This window comes from Streptomyces thermocarboxydus (genome assembly GCF_024760485.1).
Lineage (GTDB): Bacteria > Actinomycetota > Actinomycetes > Streptomycetales > Streptomycetaceae > Streptomyces > Streptomyces cellulosae.
On sequence record NZ_CP058273.1, the window covers coordinates 4,097,372 to 4,116,431 of the forward strand.

The 19,060-nt window shown below is 70.6% G+C and carries 18 protein-coding genes; 12 read left to right on the forward strand and 6 right to left on the reverse strand.

The genetic code is table 11. The features are described from left to right. Positions 1-41: 41 nt before the first annotated feature. Entirely contained in the window at positions 42-356 is a 315-nt protein-coding gene (locus tag AY578_RS18925; protein WP_019524432.1) for a branched-chain amino acid transport AzlD family protein, read from the reverse strand. Next, entirely contained in the window at positions 353-1,057 is a 705-nt protein-coding gene (locus AY578_RS18930) for an AzlC family ABC transporter permease (protein ID WP_136238130.1), read from the reverse strand. Before AY578_RS18930 ends, AY578_RS18925 begins: the two co-directional genes overlap by 4 nt. 68 nt (positions 1,058-1,125) lie before the next feature. Here AY578_RS18930 and AY578_RS18935 point away from each other — a divergent pair, with 68 nt between their 5' ends. Beyond that, on the forward strand, positions 1,126-1,692 hold the full coding sequence (locus AY578_RS18935) for a helix-turn-helix domain-containing protein (protein ID WP_136238131.1): 567 nt from the start codon (positions 1,126-1,128) through the stop codon (positions 1,690-1,692). A gap of 198 nt (positions 1,693-1,890) precedes the next feature. On the opposite strand, the gene AY578_RS18940 is transcribed toward AY578_RS18935, so the two are convergent. Continuing rightward, positions 1,891-2,094, reverse strand: coding sequence for a cold-shock protein (locus AY578_RS18940; protein ID WP_006133199.1), 204 nt, complete (start codon positions 2,092-2,094; stop codon positions 1,891-1,893). 298 nt (positions 2,095-2,392) lie between these two features. Between AY578_RS18940 and AY578_RS18945 the strand changes: the two genes are divergently transcribed. After that, positions 2,393-3,241 (forward strand): menaquinone biosynthetic enzyme MqnA/MqnD family protein, encoded by an 849-nt coding sequence (locus AY578_RS18945; protein ID WP_019524435.1) that lies wholly within the window; start codon positions 2,393-2,395, stop codon positions 3,239-3,241. A 181-nt stretch (positions 3,242-3,422) separates the two neighbouring features. After that, entirely contained in the window at positions 3,423-5,225 is a 1,803-nt protein-coding gene (locus AY578_RS18950; protein WP_258903138.1) for a serine/threonine-protein kinase, read from the forward strand. Positions 5,226-5,249: 24 nt separating this feature from the next. Here AY578_RS18950 and AY578_RS18955 read toward each other — a convergent pair whose 3' ends face one another. Then, positions 5,250-9,956: an FtsK/SpoIIIE domain-containing protein gene (locus tag AY578_RS18955; RefSeq protein ID WP_258903139.1), complete on the reverse strand. Its 4,707-nt coding sequence runs from the start codon at positions 9,954-9,956 to the stop codon at positions 5,250-5,252. A gap of 329 nt (positions 9,957-10,285) precedes the next feature. Between AY578_RS18955 and AY578_RS18960 the strand changes: the two genes are divergently transcribed. The 7 genes from AY578_RS18960 to AY578_RS18990 all read left to right on the forward strand — a co-directional run bounded on the left by AY578_RS18960 (position 10,286) and on the right by AY578_RS18990 (position 15,915). Then, positions 10,286-10,585 (forward strand): WXG100 family type VII secretion target, encoded by a 300-nt coding sequence (locus AY578_RS18960; protein WP_078492978.1) that lies wholly within the window; start codon positions 10,286-10,288, stop codon positions 10,583-10,585. A gap of 100 nt (positions 10,586-10,685) precedes the next feature. Next, on the forward strand, positions 10,686-11,009 hold the full coding sequence (locus tag AY578_RS18965; protein WP_136238133.1) for a hypothetical protein: 324 nt from the start codon (positions 10,686-10,688) through the stop codon (positions 11,007-11,009). After that, positions 11,006-12,526 (forward strand): putative T7SS-secreted protein, encoded by a 1,521-nt coding sequence (locus AY578_RS18970; protein ID WP_136238134.1) that lies wholly within the window; start codon positions 11,006-11,008, stop codon positions 12,524-12,526. The genes AY578_RS18965 and AY578_RS18970 overlap by 4 nt, the downstream gene beginning before the upstream one ends. Before the next feature lie 186 nt (positions 12,527-12,712). Continuing rightward, entirely contained in the window at positions 12,713-13,918 is a 1,206-nt protein-coding gene (locus AY578_RS18975; protein WP_258903142.1) for a hypothetical protein, read from the forward strand. Positions 13,919-13,921: 3 nt separating this feature from the next. Beyond that, positions 13,922-14,473: a hypothetical protein gene (locus tag AY578_RS18980; RefSeq protein ID WP_136238136.1), complete on the forward strand. Its 552-nt coding sequence runs from the start codon at positions 13,922-13,924 to the stop codon at positions 14,471-14,473. A 94-nt stretch (positions 14,474-14,567) separates the two neighbouring features. Beyond that, entirely contained in the window at positions 14,568-15,059 is a 492-nt protein-coding gene (locus AY578_RS18985; protein WP_136238137.1) for a hypothetical protein, read from the forward strand. A gap of 94 nt (positions 15,060-15,153) precedes the next feature. Then, positions 15,154-15,915: a hypothetical protein gene (locus AY578_RS18990; protein ID WP_258903144.1), complete on the forward strand. Its 762-nt coding sequence runs from the start codon at positions 15,154-15,156 to the stop codon at positions 15,913-15,915. Positions 15,916-16,040: 125 nt separating this feature from the next. Here the strand turns inward: AY578_RS18990 and AY578_RS18995 are convergent, their stop codons facing one another. Together AY578_RS18995 and AY578_RS19000 are read right to left on the reverse strand one after the other, a co-directional pair. Then, positions 16,041-16,397: a hypothetical protein gene (locus AY578_RS18995; RefSeq protein ID WP_240801024.1), complete on the reverse strand. Its 357-nt coding sequence runs from the start codon at positions 16,395-16,397 to the stop codon at positions 16,041-16,043. A 186-nt stretch (positions 16,398-16,583) separates the two neighbouring features. Continuing rightward, positions 16,584-16,730 carry a hypothetical protein gene (locus AY578_RS19000; protein ID WP_206310374.1) on the reverse strand — a complete coding sequence of 49 codons (147 nt, stop codon included), beginning with the start codon at positions 16,728-16,730 and terminating at the stop codon, positions 16,584-16,586. A 769-nt stretch (positions 16,731-17,499) separates the two neighbouring features. Here AY578_RS19000 and AY578_RS19005 point away from each other — a divergent pair. Then, complete coding sequence (locus AY578_RS19005) at positions 17,500-17,811, forward strand: WXG100 family type VII secretion target (RefSeq protein ID WP_161108045.1); 312 nt, start codon at positions 17,500-17,502, stop codon at positions 17,809-17,811. Continuing rightward, positions 17,808-19,049 carry a putative T7SS-secreted protein gene (locus AY578_RS19010; protein ID WP_258903146.1) on the forward strand — a complete coding sequence of 414 codons (1,242 nt, stop codon included), beginning with the start codon at positions 17,808-17,810 and terminating at the stop codon, positions 19,047-19,049. Before AY578_RS19005 ends, AY578_RS19010 begins: the two co-directional genes overlap by 4 nt. Positions 19,050-19,060 lie beyond the last annotated feature (11 nt).

Genomic DNA, 19,060 nt, shown 5'->3' on the forward strand with positions numbered 1-19,060 from the left:
GCTACCGGCGGCCACTGACAGCCCCTCAGGACGCGTGCTGCCTACTGCACTCCGGCGGCCCGCAGCACCGCAGTGGCCGCCGCCGCGCCCAGCACCACCACGACGAACGGCGCCCGGCGCCACGCCAGCACCCCGCCCACGGCGACCCCGGCGGGCCGCGCCCACCCGGCGAACTCCCCGCCCTCGGTCAGCGCCCCCGTGGCCAGCAGCGCCACCAGCAGCACCACGGCCCCGGCCGACAGCAGCACCCGCACGCGGTCCGGCAGCTCCACCCGCCCGTGCAGCACGGGCCCCACCAGCCGGAAGGCGTACGTCCCCACCGCCAGCACGAGCACCATCAGGGCGGTGCCGCTCATGGCTGGGCCTCCCTGCTCCTCGCGGGCGTACGCCCGTGCAGCAGCAGGCCCGCGAGCGCGGCCAGCACGGGCACGCCCGCCGGTACGGCCGGGGCGAGGGCCAGGGCGAGTACGGCGCCCGCGAGGGCGGCGCGACGGACGCCCGCGTCCTCGCGCAGGGCGGGCAGCACCAGGGCGACCAGGACGGCGGGGAAGGCCGCGTCCAGGCCGTAGCGGGCGGTGTCGCCCAGGGCGCTGCCGGCCAGCGCGCCCGCCGCGACGCACGCGTTCCACACGGTGAAGAGACCGATCCCGGAGACCCAGAAGGCGGCGCGGCGCCGGGCCGGGTCCCGCTGGGCGAGGGTGAAGGCCACGGTCTCGTCGGTCACCAGATGCGCGCCGACCAGGCGGGCGAGCCGGGTGCGCCCGATGTGCTCGGCGACCGCGAGGCTGAACGCGGCCGTGCGGGTGTTGAGCAGCAGGCCCGTCGCGGCCGCCGCGACCGGACCGCCGCCCGCGAGGAGCACGCCGACCGCGCTGAACTGGGCGGAGCCCGCGTACACCACCAGCGACATCACCACCGGCACCCACACGGGCAGACCCCCGGCGACCGCGATCGCCCCGAACGACACGCCGACGACGCCTCCGGCGAGGCACACGAGGGAGACGTCCCGGAGCAGTGCGGCGTCGACGGCCGACGGTGTTCGCTGTACCGAACGCATGTTTTCTACCATGGACAGACGCCCTCGCGTTCGTCAAGCCGAACGAATCGACTCCTGGAGCGAACGACATGACCGACGGCACGCCGTCCCGCCTGCCCCTCGACTGGATCGCCGCGGCCCTGCGCCGTGAGCGCACCCGCACCGGTCTCTCCCTTTCCGAGCTGGCCAAACGCGCCGGGATCGCCAAGTCCACGCTGTCCCAGCTGGAGGCGGCCGGCGGCAATCCGAGCATGGAGACGCTGTGGGCGCTGGCGGTGGCGCTCGGGGTGCCGTTCAGCGCGCTGGTGGAGCCGCCGGCGCCGACGGTCCAGGTGATCAGGGCGGGTGAGGGGCCGACGGTGCGCTCCGAACAGTCCAGCTATGTCGCCACCCTGCTGTCGGCGAGCCCGCCCGGCGCGCGGCGCGACATCTACACCGTGGATCTGGAGCCGGGGACGGTACGCGCCTCGGACCCGCACATGCCGGGGACGGTGGAGCACATCGTGGTGAGCGCCGGGCGGGTGACGGCGGGCCCCGAGGGCGAGCAGGCGGAACTCGGCGTGGGGGACTACATGGCGTATCGCGGGGATGTGCCGCACCGCTATGAGGCGCTGGAGCCCGGCACGAAATTCGTGCTGATCATGCAGCACGTCTGAGGGCGAATTCGGCCCGGGCCGGGGTGATCCCGTACGGGTGGGGGCGCGCCGTTCGGCGGGAATTCACCGGAGATTCTCCGGGGGTCTTCCGATGAGCCGGCCCCGGAAGGCCCCGGAGAAAAAGGCAGGAGCCCCGTTCGCCTCGCGGCGTGGGGCTCCTTGGGTACTGCTAGTCGTTCCCGGATCGGAGGATCAGGGTCAGGCCGGGGTGACGTTCTCCGCCTGCGGGCCCTTCGGGCCCTGCGTGACGTCGAAGGTGACCTGCTGGTTCTCCTCGAGGGACCGGAAGCCGGTCGCGTTGATCGCGGAGTAGTGGACGAAGACGTCGGGGCCGCCGCCCTCCTGGGCGATGAATCCGAAGCCCTTTTCGGCGTTGAACCACTTCACGGTTCCGGTAGCCATAAGCCCTCCTTGGGCTCAAAGGGTTGCCCTGCTCCAGAACCAGCAAGTGTGAAGACTATTCCGCACAACTGCATCCGTCTGAGAACGACGAGAGCCCGCGGTCACATGCTCCGCAGGCTCTGTACTGCAAGGGAAACCAAACTGCAACTTGCGATGAGCCTAGCACGGGGGAGCCGGTTCGCAATAGAGGTCAAGATCACGTCACCCGAATGTTTGAACGTCCCGTTCGTCACGCATGTGCGTTCGAACCGGTGGGGGTGACCGCTGTGCCGCCCGGCGCAAGGTCTAGCCTCACGATGTGGACAATCCTCGCACCCGGCCGCGCGTCGGCCACATCCAGTTCCTGAACTGCCTGCCCCTCTACTGGGGGCTCGCGAGAACGGGCACGCTCCTCGACTTCGAGCTGACGAAGGACACCCCCGAGAAGCTCAGCGAGCAGCTGGTGCAGGGCGACCTCGACATCGGGCCCATCACCCTGGTCGAGTACCTCAAGCACGCGGACCAGCTCGTCGCCTTCCCCGACATCGCCGTCGGCTGCGACGGCCCGGTGATGTCCTGCGTGATCGTCTCGCAGGTCCCGCTGGACCGGCTGGACGGGGCGCGGGTCGCCCTCGGGTCGACCTCCCGCACCTCCGTACGGCTCGCCCAGCTCCTCCTCGCCGAGCAGTACGGCGTGCAGCCGGACTACTACACCTGCCCGCCCGACCTGAGCCTGATGATGCAGGAGGCGGAGGCCGCCGTCCTGATCGGCGACGCGGCCCTGCGCGCCAACATGGTCGACGGCCCGCGCTTCGGCCTCGAGGTGCACGACCTGGGCGCCCTGTGGAAGCAGTGGACGGGCCTGCCCTTCGTGTTCGCCGTCTGGGCGGCCCGCAAGGAGTACGCCGAGCGCGAGCCCGACCTCACACGCAAGGTGCACGAGGCCTTCCTCTCCTCCCGCAACCTCTCCCTGGAAGAGGTCGACAAGGTGGCCGAGCAGGCGGCCCGCTGGGAGGCCTTCGACGAGAAGACCCTCGCCCAGTACTTCACCACCCTCGACTTCCGCTTCGGCGCCCCGCAGCTGGAGGCGGTCGCGGAGTTCGCCCGCAGGGTGGGGCCGACCACGGGGTTCCCGGCGGACGTGAAGGTCGAGCTGCTGACGCCGTAGCGCACGGGACGACCCGGGCGGCCGTAGGCGGCCCGGGTCCGTGGCGCACGGGGGCGGGCGGCCGTGACGCCGTGACCCGGGGGCGGGCGCCCGCGTGGCCGGTCCGGGTCCCCCGCCCGGTCCGGCCACTACGCTGCTGGATGGCAACGGCGTACCGGTGCGACGGGGGAGGGGTGGCGCCATGCGGCCGCTCGACACGGACGAACCCACGGTCGTGGGACCGTACCGGCTGCTCGGCCGGCTCGGTTCCGGCGGCATGGGCCGGGTCTACCTGGGCCGCAGCGCCGGAGGCCGGACGGTCGCGGTGAAGATCGTGCACCCCCACTTCGCGCTCGACGAGGAGTTCCGCGCCCGCTTCCGGCGCGAGGTGGACGCGGCCCGGCGGGTCGGCGGCGCCTGGACCGCGCCCGTGCTGGACGCCGACCCCGACGCCCGTGTCCCCTGGGTCGCCACCGCCTACGCCGCCGGGCCCTCCCTCACGGCCGCCGTCACCGAGCTGGGCCCCCTGCCCGAACACACCGTGCGCACGCTGGGCGCGGGGCTCGCCGAGGCGCTGGCGGCGGTGCACGGCCTGGGCCTGGTGCACCGGGACGTGAAGCCGTCCAACGTGCTCCTCACCCTCGACGGCCCCCTGCTGATCGACTTCGGCATCGCCCGGGCCACGGACGGAACGGCGTCCTTGACCTCGACCGGCGTCTCGATCGGCTCGCCCGGCTACATGTCCCCCGAGCAGATCCTCGGCAAGGGCGTGACCGGCGCGGCGGACGTCTTCTCCCTCGGCGCCGTCCTCGCGTACGCGGCGACCGGCGCGCCGCCCTTCCCGGGCGACTCCTCGGCGGCGCTGCTCTACCGGGTGGTGCACGAGCCGCCCGAGCTGGACGGGCTGACCGGCGAGCTGCGCGAGGTGACCGAGGCATGCCTCGACAAGGACCCCACCTCCCGCCCGTCCCCGGCCGACATCACCCGCCGCCTCGCCGGCGAGGGCGGCGCGGCCCGTCTGGTGTCGGGCGGCTGGCTGCCGGGCGCCCTGGTGGAACAGGTGAGCCGGGCGGCGGTGAATCTGCTGAACCTGGAGACGACGGCGGGCGGGGCGGAGGCCGGGGCGGCGGGTGGTGCGGCCTCGGGGCCGGTGGGGTTCAGCAGTCCGTCGGTGGGGGAGGGGACGGAGCCGGGGTCTCCAGGGGCTGCGGGCGCGGATGCCGCGACCTCCGGGCCGTCGGTCTCCGGGCCCGCCCCGTCCGGGGTGGTCGCCGCTGGATTCGGGCCGCCACCCGTGATGCCGTCGCCGTCGGCGGGCAGGGGCAGCGGGGAGCTGGCCGGTACCGGCGTACCGGAACAGAGGCACGGGACGTCCGCCCCGCATCCGCCGACGGAACCGGGGGACGGGGGCGGTCCCGCGAAGCCCGGACGGCTGTCCCTCTCCGTCTCCGCGGACTCCACGCCCGGCGCCGGGGGACGCGGCCGCCGGGTCAGCTGCACGGTGGCGCTGGCGGTGGCGGGCGCCCTGGCCGCCGTGACCGTCGGCTCGGCGTTCGTGTTCGACCTGCTGCCGGGCTCCTCCGGGGGCGCCGACACCGGCCAGGGCCCGAGCAACGCCCAACCCTCACCGTCCGCCTCCGCGACCTCCGGCACCGTGCCCGCCGCCTACGTCGGCACCTGGGAGGGACAGGCCACCTCCCGCGAGAGCATTACCATCCCGCTCGGCACGTTCCGCGTCACCCTCGAGGAGGCGCGGGTGGGCGAGCGGGTCGGCACCCTGCGGCACACGGACATCTTCGGCGGGATCTGCGACGACGTGCTGACCCTCAAGGAGGTCACCGCCAAGCGCATCGTCACGACGTCCGTGGGCGCGCCGGGCAACCGGGACGTCTGCAACCAGGCCCGCCACACCGTCCTCCTCACCCCGGTCGGCGACGACCTGGTCTACGAGTCGGACAGCAAGGACTCCGGACGGCCGGAGGCCCGGCTGTCGAGGATCGAGTAGCCGGGCCCGCGATCGGGCGGGGGGTCACCCCGGGACGACGACCGTCCGCAGTTCGCCGTCGCCGAGGTGCAGCATGCCCTTGCCCGGGGCGATCTGGCCGCCGACCATCCCCCGGGACAGCCGGACGCCGATGAGGTCGCCGCTGGAGGACTCCTGCGGGGAGAGCAGGATGCCCCGGCGGGCCTTCTTCGCGTCGACCTGCCAGCCGGAGAAGCCGCTGCACACGTCCTCCTCGTCACCGGCGATGACGAGGGCGAGGCCGCGCTCCGTGCCACGCGACACCAGCTTCTTCAGCTGGCTCTCGGCGTCGCAGTCCTCCAGGATCTCGCCGTCGTCGACGAGCACGGCGACCGGCTCCTGCGGGGACGCCTTGTCGACCAGCTCCTCGAACTCGTCCTCGTCGATGTCGTCGCCGGTGAAGACCTTCAGCACGCCCTCCGTGCCGTCCAGTTGGCGCAGTGGTGACTGGCGGGGCGCGGCGATCACCAGCCGCGTGCCCTGGGCGAGGAACGACTGGGCGAAGTTCATCAGCACCGTCGAGCGGCCCGACTTGGCCGGACCCGCGATCACGAACGCCGGTACGCCGTCGGCGAGATCGGGCCCGAAGCCGACGATCTCGTCGCCGCCGATGCCGGCCAGACCGAACAGCTTCGACCGCGAGGTGTCCGGGTCGCGCATCTCCCACGCCTCGGGGAACGAGATCCGGCTCGGCAGGCTGTCCACGCGGAACGGCCGCCGCGCACGCGGCACTTCGGCGTCCCGGGCGGCCGCCGCCTCGCCGATCGCGGTGAGCGCGGCCGCCTGCCCCTGACCCGTGGTGTCCTCGGCGAGCAGCGCGAACTGCGTCTCCGTGCCGGACTCGTTGCGGAAGGCGCGGCCCGGCGGGATCTCCTCCGGCACCTTGCGGGTGGGGATGCCCAGCGAGGAGAAGTCGCTGCGGTCGGCGAGCCGCAGACCGTACTTGTCCTCCGTGAGGCTCGCGATACGGCCCACCAGCAGCGTGCGGTCGCCGGTCAGCACCAGGTGGATGCCGACGCTCGCGCCCTCCCGCATCATCGTCTGCAGTTCGTCGGTCAGCGACCCGTGGTCGATCTCGCCGAGGGTGGGCACCCAGCCCTCCCAGCGGTCCAGCAGCACCACGATGTGCGGCAGCCGCTCGTCCTCGGCGGACGCGGCCCGCTGCTCCCCGATGTCCGCGAAGCCGGCCTCCGCCAACAGGTCCTGGCGGCGCGACAGTTCGCCCTTGAGCCGGTTGACCAGCCGGACCACCCGCTCGGTCTGGTTACGGCCGACGACCGCGCCGCAGTGCGGCAGCCGGGTCAGCGCGTTGAGCGCGCCGTTGCCGCAGTCGATGCCGTACAGATGCACGTCCGCCACGGAGTGGGTGCGGGCCAGGGAGCCCGCGATGGTCCGCAGCACCTGCGAGCGGCCGCTGCGCGGGGCGCCGCCGATCATCAGATGGCCGAACGAGGAGAAGTCGACGACGACCGGGCGGCGGGCCTGGTCGGCGGGCAGGTCCTCGACGCCGAACGGCGCCGGCGGCAGCGTGCCCGGCGCGGGCGCGTACGACGGCACCTCGATGTCGTCCAGCAGCAGCGTCTCGTCCAGGGCGGGCAGCCACGGGCTGTGCTGGGCGGGGATGCCGAGCGCGGCGTTGGCGTCGCGCACCGCGTCCACCAGCACCTTCAGGTCGGTGATCTCCTCGTCCTCACGCGCCTCGGACTTCGGCTTGGTGAGCGCCGCCCGGCCCAGGTCCTCCCAGGTCAGCGGGCCCACCCAGGGCGCGAGCGCGGCCGGGTCGGCGGCGCCGGGCCGCCGGCCGCCGACACGTCCCGACTGGAACGGGACGAGCGAGGCGTGTCCGAGCCGGGCGTAGGCGCGGCCCGGGGTGCTCTTGGAGATGTGCCCGGCCTCGGGCGAGTCGATGACGTCCGTCGACTCGCCGGCGTCCGTCACGCGCAGCGCGATACGGAGGTTGGTGTTGGCACGAATCTCGGGGGAGACCACACCGCTCGGCCGCTGCGTGGCGAGCAGCAGGTGGATGCCGAGGGAACGGCCCCGCTGGGCGATGTTCACCAGACCGGTGACGAAGTCCGGCAGGTCGCGCACCATCGAGGCGAACTCGTCGATCACGATGAGCAGCCGCGGCACCGGCGGGTGCGAGGGGTCGCGGCGCACCAGGTCCTGGTAGTCCTCGATGTCCTTGGCGTCGGCGGCGGCGAGGATGTGCTCGCGCCGCTTCAGCTCCGCGCCCAGCGACTCCAGCGCGCGCTCCACGAGATGAGCGTCGAGGTCGGTCACCATGCCGACGGTGTGCGGGAGTTTGACGCAGTCCTTGAACGCGGAGCCGCCCTTGTAGTCGACGAGGACGAACGTCATGTTCTCGGGAGTGTTGGCGACGGCCAGCGCCGCCACGATCGTCTGCAGCAGCTCCGACTTACCGGAACCGGTTGTACCGGCGATGAGGCCGTGCGGACCGTCCTTACGCATGTCGATGCCGAACGGCCCGTCGTACGACTCGCCGATCACCGCGAGCGTCGACTGCCCGCCCATCCGCCAGCGCGCCGCGATCGCGTCGCTCGTCGGCGGCTCCAGCTGCAGCACGTCCAGGAGGCGGCTGGACCCGGGCAGCGCCGAGTCCTCCGTCTCCCCGCTGATGTCCCGCAGCGGCGACAGGGAACGCGCCAGCCGCAGACACCAGGCGGGCGACACGAAGTCCGGCCGTACGTCCTCGATGCGTTCGGCGCCGGCCTCCTCCACGCGCAGCCGCAGCTTCTCGGGCGCCTGCTCGGCGCCGCGGCCGGGCTCGGGGGCGTTGCCGTGCCACGCCTGGAAGGAGGGGAAGCCGCCCGCCATGGCCGGCTGGGCGGCCGCACGGTCGCTGTGCTGCCTCTCCTGCTCCTCGGCGTGCGGCTCGGCCACGACGAACGCCTGGCACTCGCCGGGCAGGAACCGCTCCTCGGCGTCCAGGCAGATCGCGTACATCGACACCGAGGGGCCTTCGCGCAGCAGCCGCACCACACCGGGCAGCGACCGCAGCCGCCGCGAGCCGTCCCACACGACCACGATGTCCGGGTCGCTGAACGTCGTGCCCTGCGAGCGGTTCTGCTCGGCGGCCTTCTTACGGGCGTCGAGGATCTGCGTCAGCTCGCCGATGCGGGCGCCGACCGTCTCGGCGTCGGTGCCTATGAGGACGTTCACGTCGTGACCGCCGGAGGGACGGGCGTGCGGCAGCCAGCGCACCCAGTCCCAGGACTCCTGCGCGGAGTTCTCGCTCAGCACGTAGAACTGCACGTCCATCGGGCTGTGCAGCGCGGCGGTCTGCCCGACGGCCCACCGCCCCAGCGCACGCGCTGAGTCGCCGGGCCCGGCCACGCCGATCACGCCGAGCCCGCGCAGGTTCAGGGCGACCGGGGCGTCCTCGATCTTCCAGGTGACCTGGCGCCGGTGGTCGTCCTGCTCGGGGTCGTCGAGGACCACCTCGGACGGCATCTGCCCGGTGCCGAACCGCAGCAGCAGATGGTCGCGGTCGGTGCGGCGCCGCTCCCACAGGCGGGTGCGGGGCCCGGTGCCCAGGGACAGCACGGTCGCCGGGTCGGGGATGGCGTGCCGCCGGTCGTCGCGCTCCTGGACCAGCGCGTCCTGGGCGTCCTTCTCGATCCGGGCCTTCTGCTCCTTGTACTCCTTGACTTCCTTCGCGTGGGACTTGCGGCCGTGCTTCTTGTCGTTGAAGTAGTTGGCGAAGAGGAGGACCGGGCTGAGCGCCGCCATGATCAGGTAGTACCAGCGCTGGAAGAGCGTCGCCATGACGACCGCGCCGACCAGCGGCGTCAGCGCCATGATCCAGGGCAGGGGCCGGGCCTCGTAGTCGCGCGGCTTGGAGGGCAGCCGGAAGTTGGTCTGCCGCTCGGGCCGGCGGAGCCGGGGCGGCCGGTTGTAGTCGAGCCCGACGCCGTCGTCGGACCACTTGAGGGCGGCGTTGGGAGGGGAGTAGCGGACGAGTTCGAGGAGGCTGTTCCCGACGGCGATCTGCCCGCCGAGCGGCCAGTCGAACCGTCCGCCGCGCTTGGGCCCCTTACTGCCGCTGTCGTCCTTCTTCTTCTTTTTCTTCTTGGGCTTCTTTTTCTTCTTGGAGGAACCGTCGGATTCGTCGCCGCTGCTCTCGGCGCGGCGCTTCTCCTCCTCCCGGCGCTCCTGGGCGTCGGCGATGGGCTCGCCGTCGAGGGTGACGGTGTCGTGCTCGCCGTGCACGACGACCTGGCAGGTGCCGTCGGTGGCGACGGAGAGGGTCAGCGCGCGGGCCTCGACCTCGGGGTCGTCGACGCGGACGTAGGAGGCGTTGCCGCTGCCGATGTCGTAGCGCCCGACGCCGAGCCGGTGTACGAAGCCGGCGGCGGGTCCGCCGACGACGCGCAGTTCGACGAGGCCGGTGGGCTCGCCGGGCAGACAGCCGGAGGGGTCCTGGAGGGAGACGACGGCGCCGTCGCGCAGGGGGGAGCCGACGACGGTCGCGGAGGGGTCGACGGCGTACCCGTCGACGTACACCATCGGCGTGTTCCCGCCGGGCGTCCGCCCCTGGTGCCCGATGGGGATGACCTGCGCGCCGGTGAGCCCGACCTGCGCGGCCAGTTCACGCGCGACGTCGCCCACGGTCGACTCGGGATCGGCATCGAGTACGACATCGGCGGAGTCCCCGCCGTACGGATCGACGACGGTCAGAGTCAGGCGCACGCTTGTCCTCCCCAGGCCCTGCGGCCGCTTCCACCCCGCGGCGCACAGTCCCGCCGACGATATCGGCTCGCCCCGCCCGGAAGGCAGTCGGGGAGCGGGCCCGGTGTTCCCGGCAGCAACGGCGTCCACAGCTTGTGACCGTTGCCTTCACAAGGTGGGGATGTGGCGGCGCAGTTCACCCCCGTAAGCTTCTGCCGCAAGAGCGGACGATCGTACCGGCGGGCCCGAAAGGCCCCTGAGCCGCAGGGGCCGCGACGGCAGGCCGGCAGTTCCGCAAACAAGGGAGCCACGGGGGTTGGCCCTGCGGCGTTGCGAGAGGGAGCGGCTTCATGGCCAAAGACCTTGACATCACATATCAGGACATGCGGGAAGCTGCCAAGCATGTCGTGAAGGAGAAGGAAAAGCTTCAGGAGAAGCTGGACGGCCTCCGCAAGTACATCAACAACCTCGTCAACTCGGGCTACGTCACGAAGAGCTCCTCGAAGGCCTTCGACGAGAACTTCGACGACTTCACCAACGGCGCGAAGACCACGCTGGACGGCCTCGACGGCATGGGCGACTACCTCACCATGGCGGCGGACAAGTTCGAGCAGATCGACGACGAGCTGGCGAAGGCGGCGCGGAAGTAACTTCCGGCCGCCGGGTGCGGTTAGACCGGCCGGTGGGGCGGGGCGTGATGGAACGTCTCGTCCCACCGGGCCGTGTTGTGACGCACTCAGTGGGGGCAGGTTGTCGGACCAGACCGCCGACATCGGACGTATCAAGCAGAGTTCCAAGTCCCTGGCGGACATCCACAGGCAATTCACCCGGAACGCCAATCCCGCCGACGGACTGGGCGTGGCCGTCCTGGGTGACCAGGGACTGGTCGACGTGTTCGACGACTTCGGTGACAACTGGACAATCCACCGCGAGCGATTGTCGGACGAGCTGAAGAAGCTGTCCACGCTGCTGTCCACCGTGGCGAAAACGTACGAGGACGTCGATCATGCCCTCGCCGAGGCCCTGCGCCGAACGGACCGGCAGAAGCCGGGCACCCACGGCGGCGCGAGGTGAAGCGCCCGCGGGCCGAGGAGTGGGCGGCGATCGGAGAGCAGGCCGATCCGGTCCCGGGTGACCCCGAGGAAGTGGCGAAGCTCGGCCGGGAGCTGAGAAGGACAGCCGAATCCATCAGGAAACAGGCGGACGAGATCCGGGCGCTCTCCCGCGTCGACCAGTGGAAGAGCAAGGCGGCGAAGGAGTTTCGCGCCGAGGCCGAGGAGGCCGAGGGCAAGCTCCGGAAGGCCATGAGGCGTTACGACGCGGCCGCCGACGCGCTCGGGGAGAAGGTGTCCGACGCGGGCTGCTCGCAGCAGTACGCCTCGGAGTTGCACCGGGCCCAGACGATGGCCGACAAGGCGCTCCGGGAGGCGCGGGACGCCGTGGACGAACAGACGGCGAGCGCGGGAGCCCTCGACCGTCTTCCCGACGGCACACCCGACGACGATCCTCGGCGCCGGAAGCTCGAGAAGCGGCAGGAGGCAGCGGCCACAGCTCTCGAAGGGGCGAGGAAACGGCTTGAGGCGGCCACAGCGGTGCGCGACGCGGCAGCCAGGCGGGCGCGCGAGTCCATCCGGCACGCCATCGACCATGACGGCCTGAAGGACGACGTCTGGGACAAGGTCAAGGACTGGGTACACGACAACGCCGAGTGGATGAAGACGGCCCTGGACGTCGCTGGCTGGGTGGCCACCGTCTGCGGCACCCTGGCTCTCCTGGTCGGCTGGGTCCCCGTCCTGGGGCCGGTCCTCGCCGGGGCCCTCGGCACCGTCGCGCTCGCCGCGACCCTCTTCTCCCTCGTGGGCCACACCCTCCTGGCGGCGGCCGGCGAGGGCAGCTGGTTCGACGTCGCCCTCGACGTCGTGGGCATCGCGACTCTGGGCATCGGCAGGGGTGCTCTTGCCGCCGCCAAGGGAGCGACGACGGCAGCCCAGAGCCTGGGGCGGTCGGCAGCGGCCCGGGCTCTCCGCCAGAGCATCAAGGCCAAGCCCGGTACTGCGGCATACAACAGGGCCGTCAACAAGGCGTGGCGAACGGCCAACGAGCTCAGCGGCAGCGCGGTGCGTGGGCAGTCCGCGGCACGGGCCGTGGCCACCGCTCCCAAGGGCTGGTTCCCCGGGGCGCAGCGGCTGGCGGATGCCTTCGATCCCCGGCTCATCTATGAGGAGTCCGCCGACAGCCTTAGGGCCGTCAAGGACCTGCGGCTGAGCGACCTCCGCCGGCTCGGCGACGCCGACACCTGGCGCGGCGTCCGGCCGGGGGTGAGCGACCCTGGCATCGCGGACCTGGAGAAGGGCCTGAGCCGGATGTCCCACACGCTCCGCGCCGACAGCGGTGTGCGGGCGGTGACCGACGTCTTCCAGACGCAGACCCGGATCTGGGCCGGCTCCACCGCCGTCGCGTCGACCACGGACCTGCTGGACAAGGGGGAGGTCACCGGCCCCGTCGGTGACCTCGCCGGGGTGTCGGGACTTGACGACGGGGTCTGGGAGGCGACCGGAGTCAAGGCCGCCATGACAACGAGCAACGGATGAACGGGGCCCAGGGTGACTGAGGCGAGCAGGCCGACAGCCCACTGCCCGGCGTACCGGCGGACGCCGCCGGAGACGGCAGAGGAGCCGGTGGTGCGCCCCGCGGGGATGCCACCGCACAACACCCACGCGGTGCGCCGGGCGCGCCTGTTCACCGACGGCCACGACCTGGTCGTACGGGACGCGCGGTTGCGGGAGCGCCGCTTCCCGGTCGGTGAGGGCGGCATCCGGCGCGCCGTCCACGTTCCGCCGGGAGACTTGTGGAGAACGGTGCGGCAGTCGCCCGGTGACCGCTGGGGCGTCCTCGTGTTCCAAGGAGCGGACGGGGACGACTTGCTCCGGGTGCCTCTCGCGGCGTGGCTGCCCGAGGCGGAACTGGTCGGCGTGCTGGAGCTGTCGCCTGCGCAGTGTCTGCGCCGGACCGGTCTGGAGGACTTGGTCACGCGCCTTGGGATCCCGCTGGAGGTGAGTGACGAGCCGTGGGACCCGGCGGCACAGGGCGGCGGGCGAAGCGGCAGCCAGGTGGCCCGGGCAGAACACAGAGTGCTGCCGCAGTGGCACAGCTGCGTCCGGGCACTGGGGACGCTGGGGTGGTTCGCCGCGCTGGTGGCGGCTTTCGCGGGCGGTCCCCCGTGGACGAGGGGTGTCGCGGCGGGCGCGTTGGTCCTTCTCCCCGGTGCGGATGTCGTCGTACGCGTGTCGGCGTGGTGGCGCAGGCGACGGTGTGGCGCCTTCGCCGGGACGGTGTCGGTCAAGCCGTCACCGGGAGCGGGAGAGGCCGTGACTGAGCGGTTCCTGCGGACGGCGGGGGTGCGGGTGTTGCCGGAGGACATCGTCCTGACGAACACGGTGGGCGAGGAGCGTTGGCTCGCACGCCGCGGCAACCACGGGGTGACGCGGCTGTCCAGGCTTGTCGCACCGGAGTCCGGATGCCCTCTCGCGGTCGAGTTCCGGGACGGGGACGGTGAGGGGCGGGCGCTCTTGCCATGGGCCCCTTGGTTTGCGGGACCGCAGGGAGAGGCCGTCTGGAAGGACCTCGTGCGGGCGCTGGGAGTTCCGGTCTCGGACGAACGGCACCAGCAGGCCGAGGGTGTCCAGCACTGGTCCGAGGGGCATGTCCTCGCGGAGGACGCCCGGTGCATGGCGCCCATGGGTGGGGCGGAGGCTCGGAGGCGGACGGGTTGGTACGGCTCGGTCGTCGGCAGGAACGAGCCCTTTGTGCTCGTTCTGTTGAGCGCCGTGTTCCTGCCGGGGCTGATCGGCGGTATGGGTGCGGCGGTCCCGGCCGGCGTCCTGGCCGGGCTGACTGTGGGGGTGGTTGTGGTGCCACAGCTGTGCCGGGTGTTGTTCAGCCGTATGTGGTTCGACCGGGCGGTCGGAGAAGGGGCGGGGTGACGAATGACGGTCACACCCGTCGACTACGAGTTGTTGCTCCCTGAGGGTTGGTTCCGCGTCGGAGTCGAACCGGAAAGCCGGGAGCGTTCGGTCGACGCTCTGGTAGACCGACGGTTCGGTGGGGCGGACAACGTCCCGCACCTCAAGAGACGGCTCAGGGAGGAGCTTCTGGCGCAGGCCGCTGCGGCCTACGACCAGGGCGGCATCGAGTTGTATCTCAGCATGCAGCAGGCGGGTGCGCTGACGGTTCCGGCTTCGCTGCTGGTGACGTTGCTGCCGCCCGGCAGCGTGACCGAGGCGGCTGACGCATCGGCGGTCGAACTGGCTGCGGGGACCGCGGTGCGCCGACGCGGATGCGCTGGTGCGGGTCGTGGCGACGGTGAAACTCTCCCATCGGTCACGCTGGACTACCAGGTGCCGGTGCCTGGTACAGGGGCGCATCTGCTGTTGACCTTTTCCACGCCCCTCGTACAGATTGCCGACACGATGGTCGAGCTCTTCGACGCGGTGGCGGGCTCGCTGAGGTGGAGGGCGGGTAGCAGCGGCCGTGAGTGACATCCGTACATGCGGGATCGTCGTCCCGACCAACTGGGTTCCCCTGCCGCTGGAAGCGTCGGACGACGTGAAGGGGTGGGCCAGGAGCACAGCGGTGGAGCTGTACGAACGGGGTCGGGCAGCGGGCCATGAGCTGGACCGAAGGACACTGCGACGAGACCTCCGCACGCGAGCGGAGGACAGCCGCAGCAGGGATCCGTTCTACGCCTTCGCCCTGTACCTGGACGGGTTCGACTCGGCCCTTGCCCTGCTGGAGGTGGACCTGATCTGGCCCGACGAGACGGTCCCCCACCTCACCTTGGACTGGCTGGCCGAGACGTTCAGCGCTGACGACTTCGGCGGGCCGAAGATCACACGCACGGAACTGCCGGCCGGCCCGGCCGTACGCATCCGTCAGAACCTGGCGATGAGCGGAGCCTCGGGCACGGCTTCGGGGGTCCTCCTGGAGACCGTCACGTACGGGGTCCTGCCGACCGGTTCGCAGGCCGCGGTGATGCTGTTGGCATCCTGGTCGGTGCCTGGACTGACCGACGAGCTGGAAGAGGTTGTGGACGGCATCGCGCCGACGTTGACTGTGGAGTTCTGAGAGATGCTGTAGGAAAAACGGAAGCGCGAGGCGAGGCGGGAAGCGAGGGCTGATGCGGCGTCGGGTGGCGTGGGCGGCGGGCCTCGGGTGCTACGTGCTTGCCGTCATCGCCGGGATGTACGTCCTGGCTGATGATGTCGGCCTCGTGGTGCAGGTTCCCTTGTGGGTGGTGCACGGGGCGCTGCTGTTGCTGGGGATCAGGAAATTCGGGGCACGTGGGTCGAGCTCGTATGCGGCCCTCTTCATCGTGGTCGTGTCGTCGCTGGCGGTGGGGGTCGCGGGCATCGGGCGGGAGGACCTCACGTTGCAGCAGCGTGGGGAGACGGTGGTCGCCACAGTGGTGGGTGAGCGATACAACCGTGGCTCGTACTACACGTTGGAGCACGAGGACGGGACGCGTGTTCCCGGGCCCGAGATGCGGACTACGCCGGACCTCTACGACGTCGGGCAGAGGGTGACCGTCATCGAGGACCCGGAGGCCGACCTCCGGCCGCAGACGCCGGGGCAGGCCGACGCCACCGGGGAAGTCTTCGGCGCCGCGGGGTTCGCGCTGGCCGCTGTCGGCTCGGTCGTGTGGATGGCTTGGCGGGGGGCCGTGACCGAGAGGGACATGGGTGAGGCCGTCGGCCGGGCGCGCTTGCGACGGGAGCAGGAGGAGAAGCTGCGGGAGGCGCTGCGGGCGTATCCCGCCGACCGGCGCGGCTACATCAAGGTGTCCCCGGGGGAATACCCCGATCTGACACACGGCCGGGCTGCCCGGATCGCCTGGGAGGAGGGGCTGCGCGCGGAGGCGGCCGGTAACCGGGGGGTGTGGCGCTTCAGCGAAACGGTGATCGAGGAGGTCCCACACCGCTGAGTCGCAGGGCCCACGCCTCAGACGTCGTCAAGGGACGACTGCCGGACCGCGTACCGCTTGGCGGCCTGGCAACGTGTCCCGGACCGGGGCCGGCTCACCGCTTGACATCGCCCCGGTGGTGCCGGTCATTGGGCCACCCCGGGAAGTCGGAGCGTCCGTGCGAAGTCGTCCAGTGGCTCCATCGCCGCAGCGATCACCTCCGGATCGTCGTGATGCCCGCGGAGCATGACGTCGGGGAGGCCGGGCGCTGTGTGCCAGTGGTACGTCACCAAGGTCATCATGATGGTGCTGTCCCCGGGGTAGGAACGGGTGACCCGGACCCCGTCCTCGCTCGGGTGCGGCGAGGCGAACGGAATGCTGTCGGTTCGCTGCTGCCACTCGGGGATCTCCGGGTGCGGCACCGTGGCCGCGGTGATTCCTTCGCAGGCGGACGCGTCACGGGCGTCGCAGTGAATACAGGTGGCGTGCATCACCAAGGGCATGTAGGTCAGCGGAACGGGTGGTAGATGAACGCCTCATCGGCCTAAAGGGTGTTGCACAACAGGAAACGATCTCCCGTAGGGGTCTTCGAAGACGCTGTCGGGACGGTGGAAATCGACCCACAACTGGACAGTTGATCTTGCCCCGAGTGACCGGATCCCGTCGTGATCGCCGTTGTGCAACACCCTTTAGACCGTGTCCCGAATCGTGACGATCGTCTGCTCGTAGAAGCTCTTGTGGAAACGGCGAAGTTTGCGGGTGAGTTCAGTGTTGTGTGCGGCGGCCAGATCCGCCAGCCTTGCGTCCAGCCAATCCTTGAACGTCTTCTTGCCCATCTGGAGTCAGAGGTAGCCTCAAAGGCCCTTGTTGGCATCCGTATCAACGTGAAGCTCACCGAGGTCGGCGCTCCACAGGGTGCCTTCGGACATTGAGAGGTCTCTTTCGTCGGGGACGTGGGTCGCGGGGCGGGACCGTCAGGCGTAGGCCCAGCGGAAGGTTCCCATCACGGCTTCGAACAGTTCCACGAGGGTGTCGTAGAAGGCGGGATCCGAGCCGGGCGCGATCACGGCGCTGAGGGAGAAGGACAGGTACCGGTCGAGGTCACTGTCCGGGACCGGGACGAAGTGCTCGACACGGCGGTGGGCGACGTCGACGCCCTTGTCCGCGTCAGCGGGTACGTCTCGCTCAGAGCGCAGAGCCGCGATGCCGTCGAGATCCCGCGTCTCGTGCTCGGGCCAGAAGGCTCAGGAGAGGGAGGAGAGGGAGAAAAGGGGCGCCAAGTACCGTACCGATCATGGCCAACGGCGGTCGGCAGGCCGGACGGAGCGCTGGGTTACGCGCGGCTTGCAGAACATCGGCCGGAGGCTGCGGGATTTTCCCGATCCGTACCATTCGCCTGCTTCGGAGTGAGTGTCGAGGTGTTCCGCGATTCCGCCCCGTTTGCTCCTGTGTGCCATGGCAACGATCTCCTTGCCGATGTCGAACCGGATCGGTCTACTGAGAGTATCTCCTGTGCAGGGTCGGGACGATGGAGCGAGCGGACGGTCGCGCTCGCCCTTGTGGAGTCGTGCTGCGGATACGTACAGGTGAGAAAGGAATGAAAACATGGGGGATCATGTAAAGGCGGACCTTGCCGCCATCAAACAATGCTCACGTGACCTGGCGAAGATTCACGGCGAGTTCGAGAAGCACGGAAATCCTGCGGACGAGTACGGCAGCGCGATAGGCCACGGCGGCCTCAAGGACGCGTTCTCCGACTTCGGGGACACCTGGAAGAAGACGCGCAAGAAGCTCATGAAGGAGCTCGAACAGCTGTCGGAGTTCACCCGGACCGCGGCCAAGGCGTACGACGACATCGACCGCGAGCTGGCCAAGGCGATACGGGACGCCAAGGCGCAGAGCAAGGGGAAGAAGTGAGCAGGACAGACGCCGACTGGCCGCCGCTGTGGCACGACGACCCGACGCCAGGCGACCCCGAGGAGGTCGCCGAACTGGGCCGCAAGCTGCGCAAGATGGCCGACATGATCGACGAACAGTCCCGAGTCATCAAAGCGTTGGCCTCCGTCGAGGGCTGGGACAGCGAGGCTGGCAAAGGCTTCCACGACCTCGCCGGCGGTACGGCGGACAAACTGAAGAAGTCCTTCGAACGCTACGACGAAGCGGCGAAAGCTGTCGGCGAGGAAGTGAGCGAAGGAACCTCGGACCAGTTCGCCAGTGAAATTCGGCGAGCGCAGCGCAAGGCGGACAAGGCCCTCGCCGACTACCGTGAGGCGAAAGCCGACCACGACCTTGCGGACGGTGAGGTGAAGAAGTTCACCGAGAAATACCCGACGGTGCTCGATATTCCCGCGGCGGAGAAAGAGGAGTACGAGCGGTGGGTCAAGAAGCGGGCCGAGGCGCTGCGCCGCATCGGGGGCGCCCGCAAGGCGGTGAAGGACGCCAGGGAGATCTATGACGACGCCGGGGACAAGGCCGCTCGTCATATTAGGAACGTCGTGCATCACGATGCGGTCCGGGATCCCGGCGGATTCATGAATCTTCTGGCGGACTGGGCCGACATGCTGTCGAACATCTCGGCAGTCCTGTCCGTCCTGGCGGTCATTTGCGCGTTCGTCCCGCCACTCCAGTTCTTGGCGCCGATCTTCGCGACCTTGGCCGTGGTGGCGAGCGCGGCGGCCCTTGCCGGTCATGCGTACGACATGACGGTGCGCGGCGGGAAGGTCGACTGGTTGAAGCTGGGCGCCGATGCGTTGGGAGTCCTTCCGGGCCTGGGGGCTTTGAAGGGGTTCAAAGCGATCAAGGGACTTAAAGGACTCAAGGTGCTGGGGAGTATCAGGTTCAGCGGTGTGGCGGCAGTGAAGGGCGTCGGGCACAACTTCTTCAATGGGGTGGCCGTCAATCTGACCAACAAGGTCTTGGCAAGAACCGCTCTAGGTGCCGTCGAAGGCAGGAAGATCACCGCCGTTGTCAAGGGAGCGGGTCTTGCAAGCGCTCTCAACCGCATGCTCAGCGGTGAAAACGGCGGTCGGACCGGTTACCAGGAGCCGCCCAAGGCCACCGCGCCAAATCCCACGCCGTCGCCCTCGCCTCGCCCCAGCCCTCGCCCCGCCCCGAGCGTTTCGCCGAAGGCGTTCAACGCCGCCCTCGCGGCATAGGCCGCGCCTAC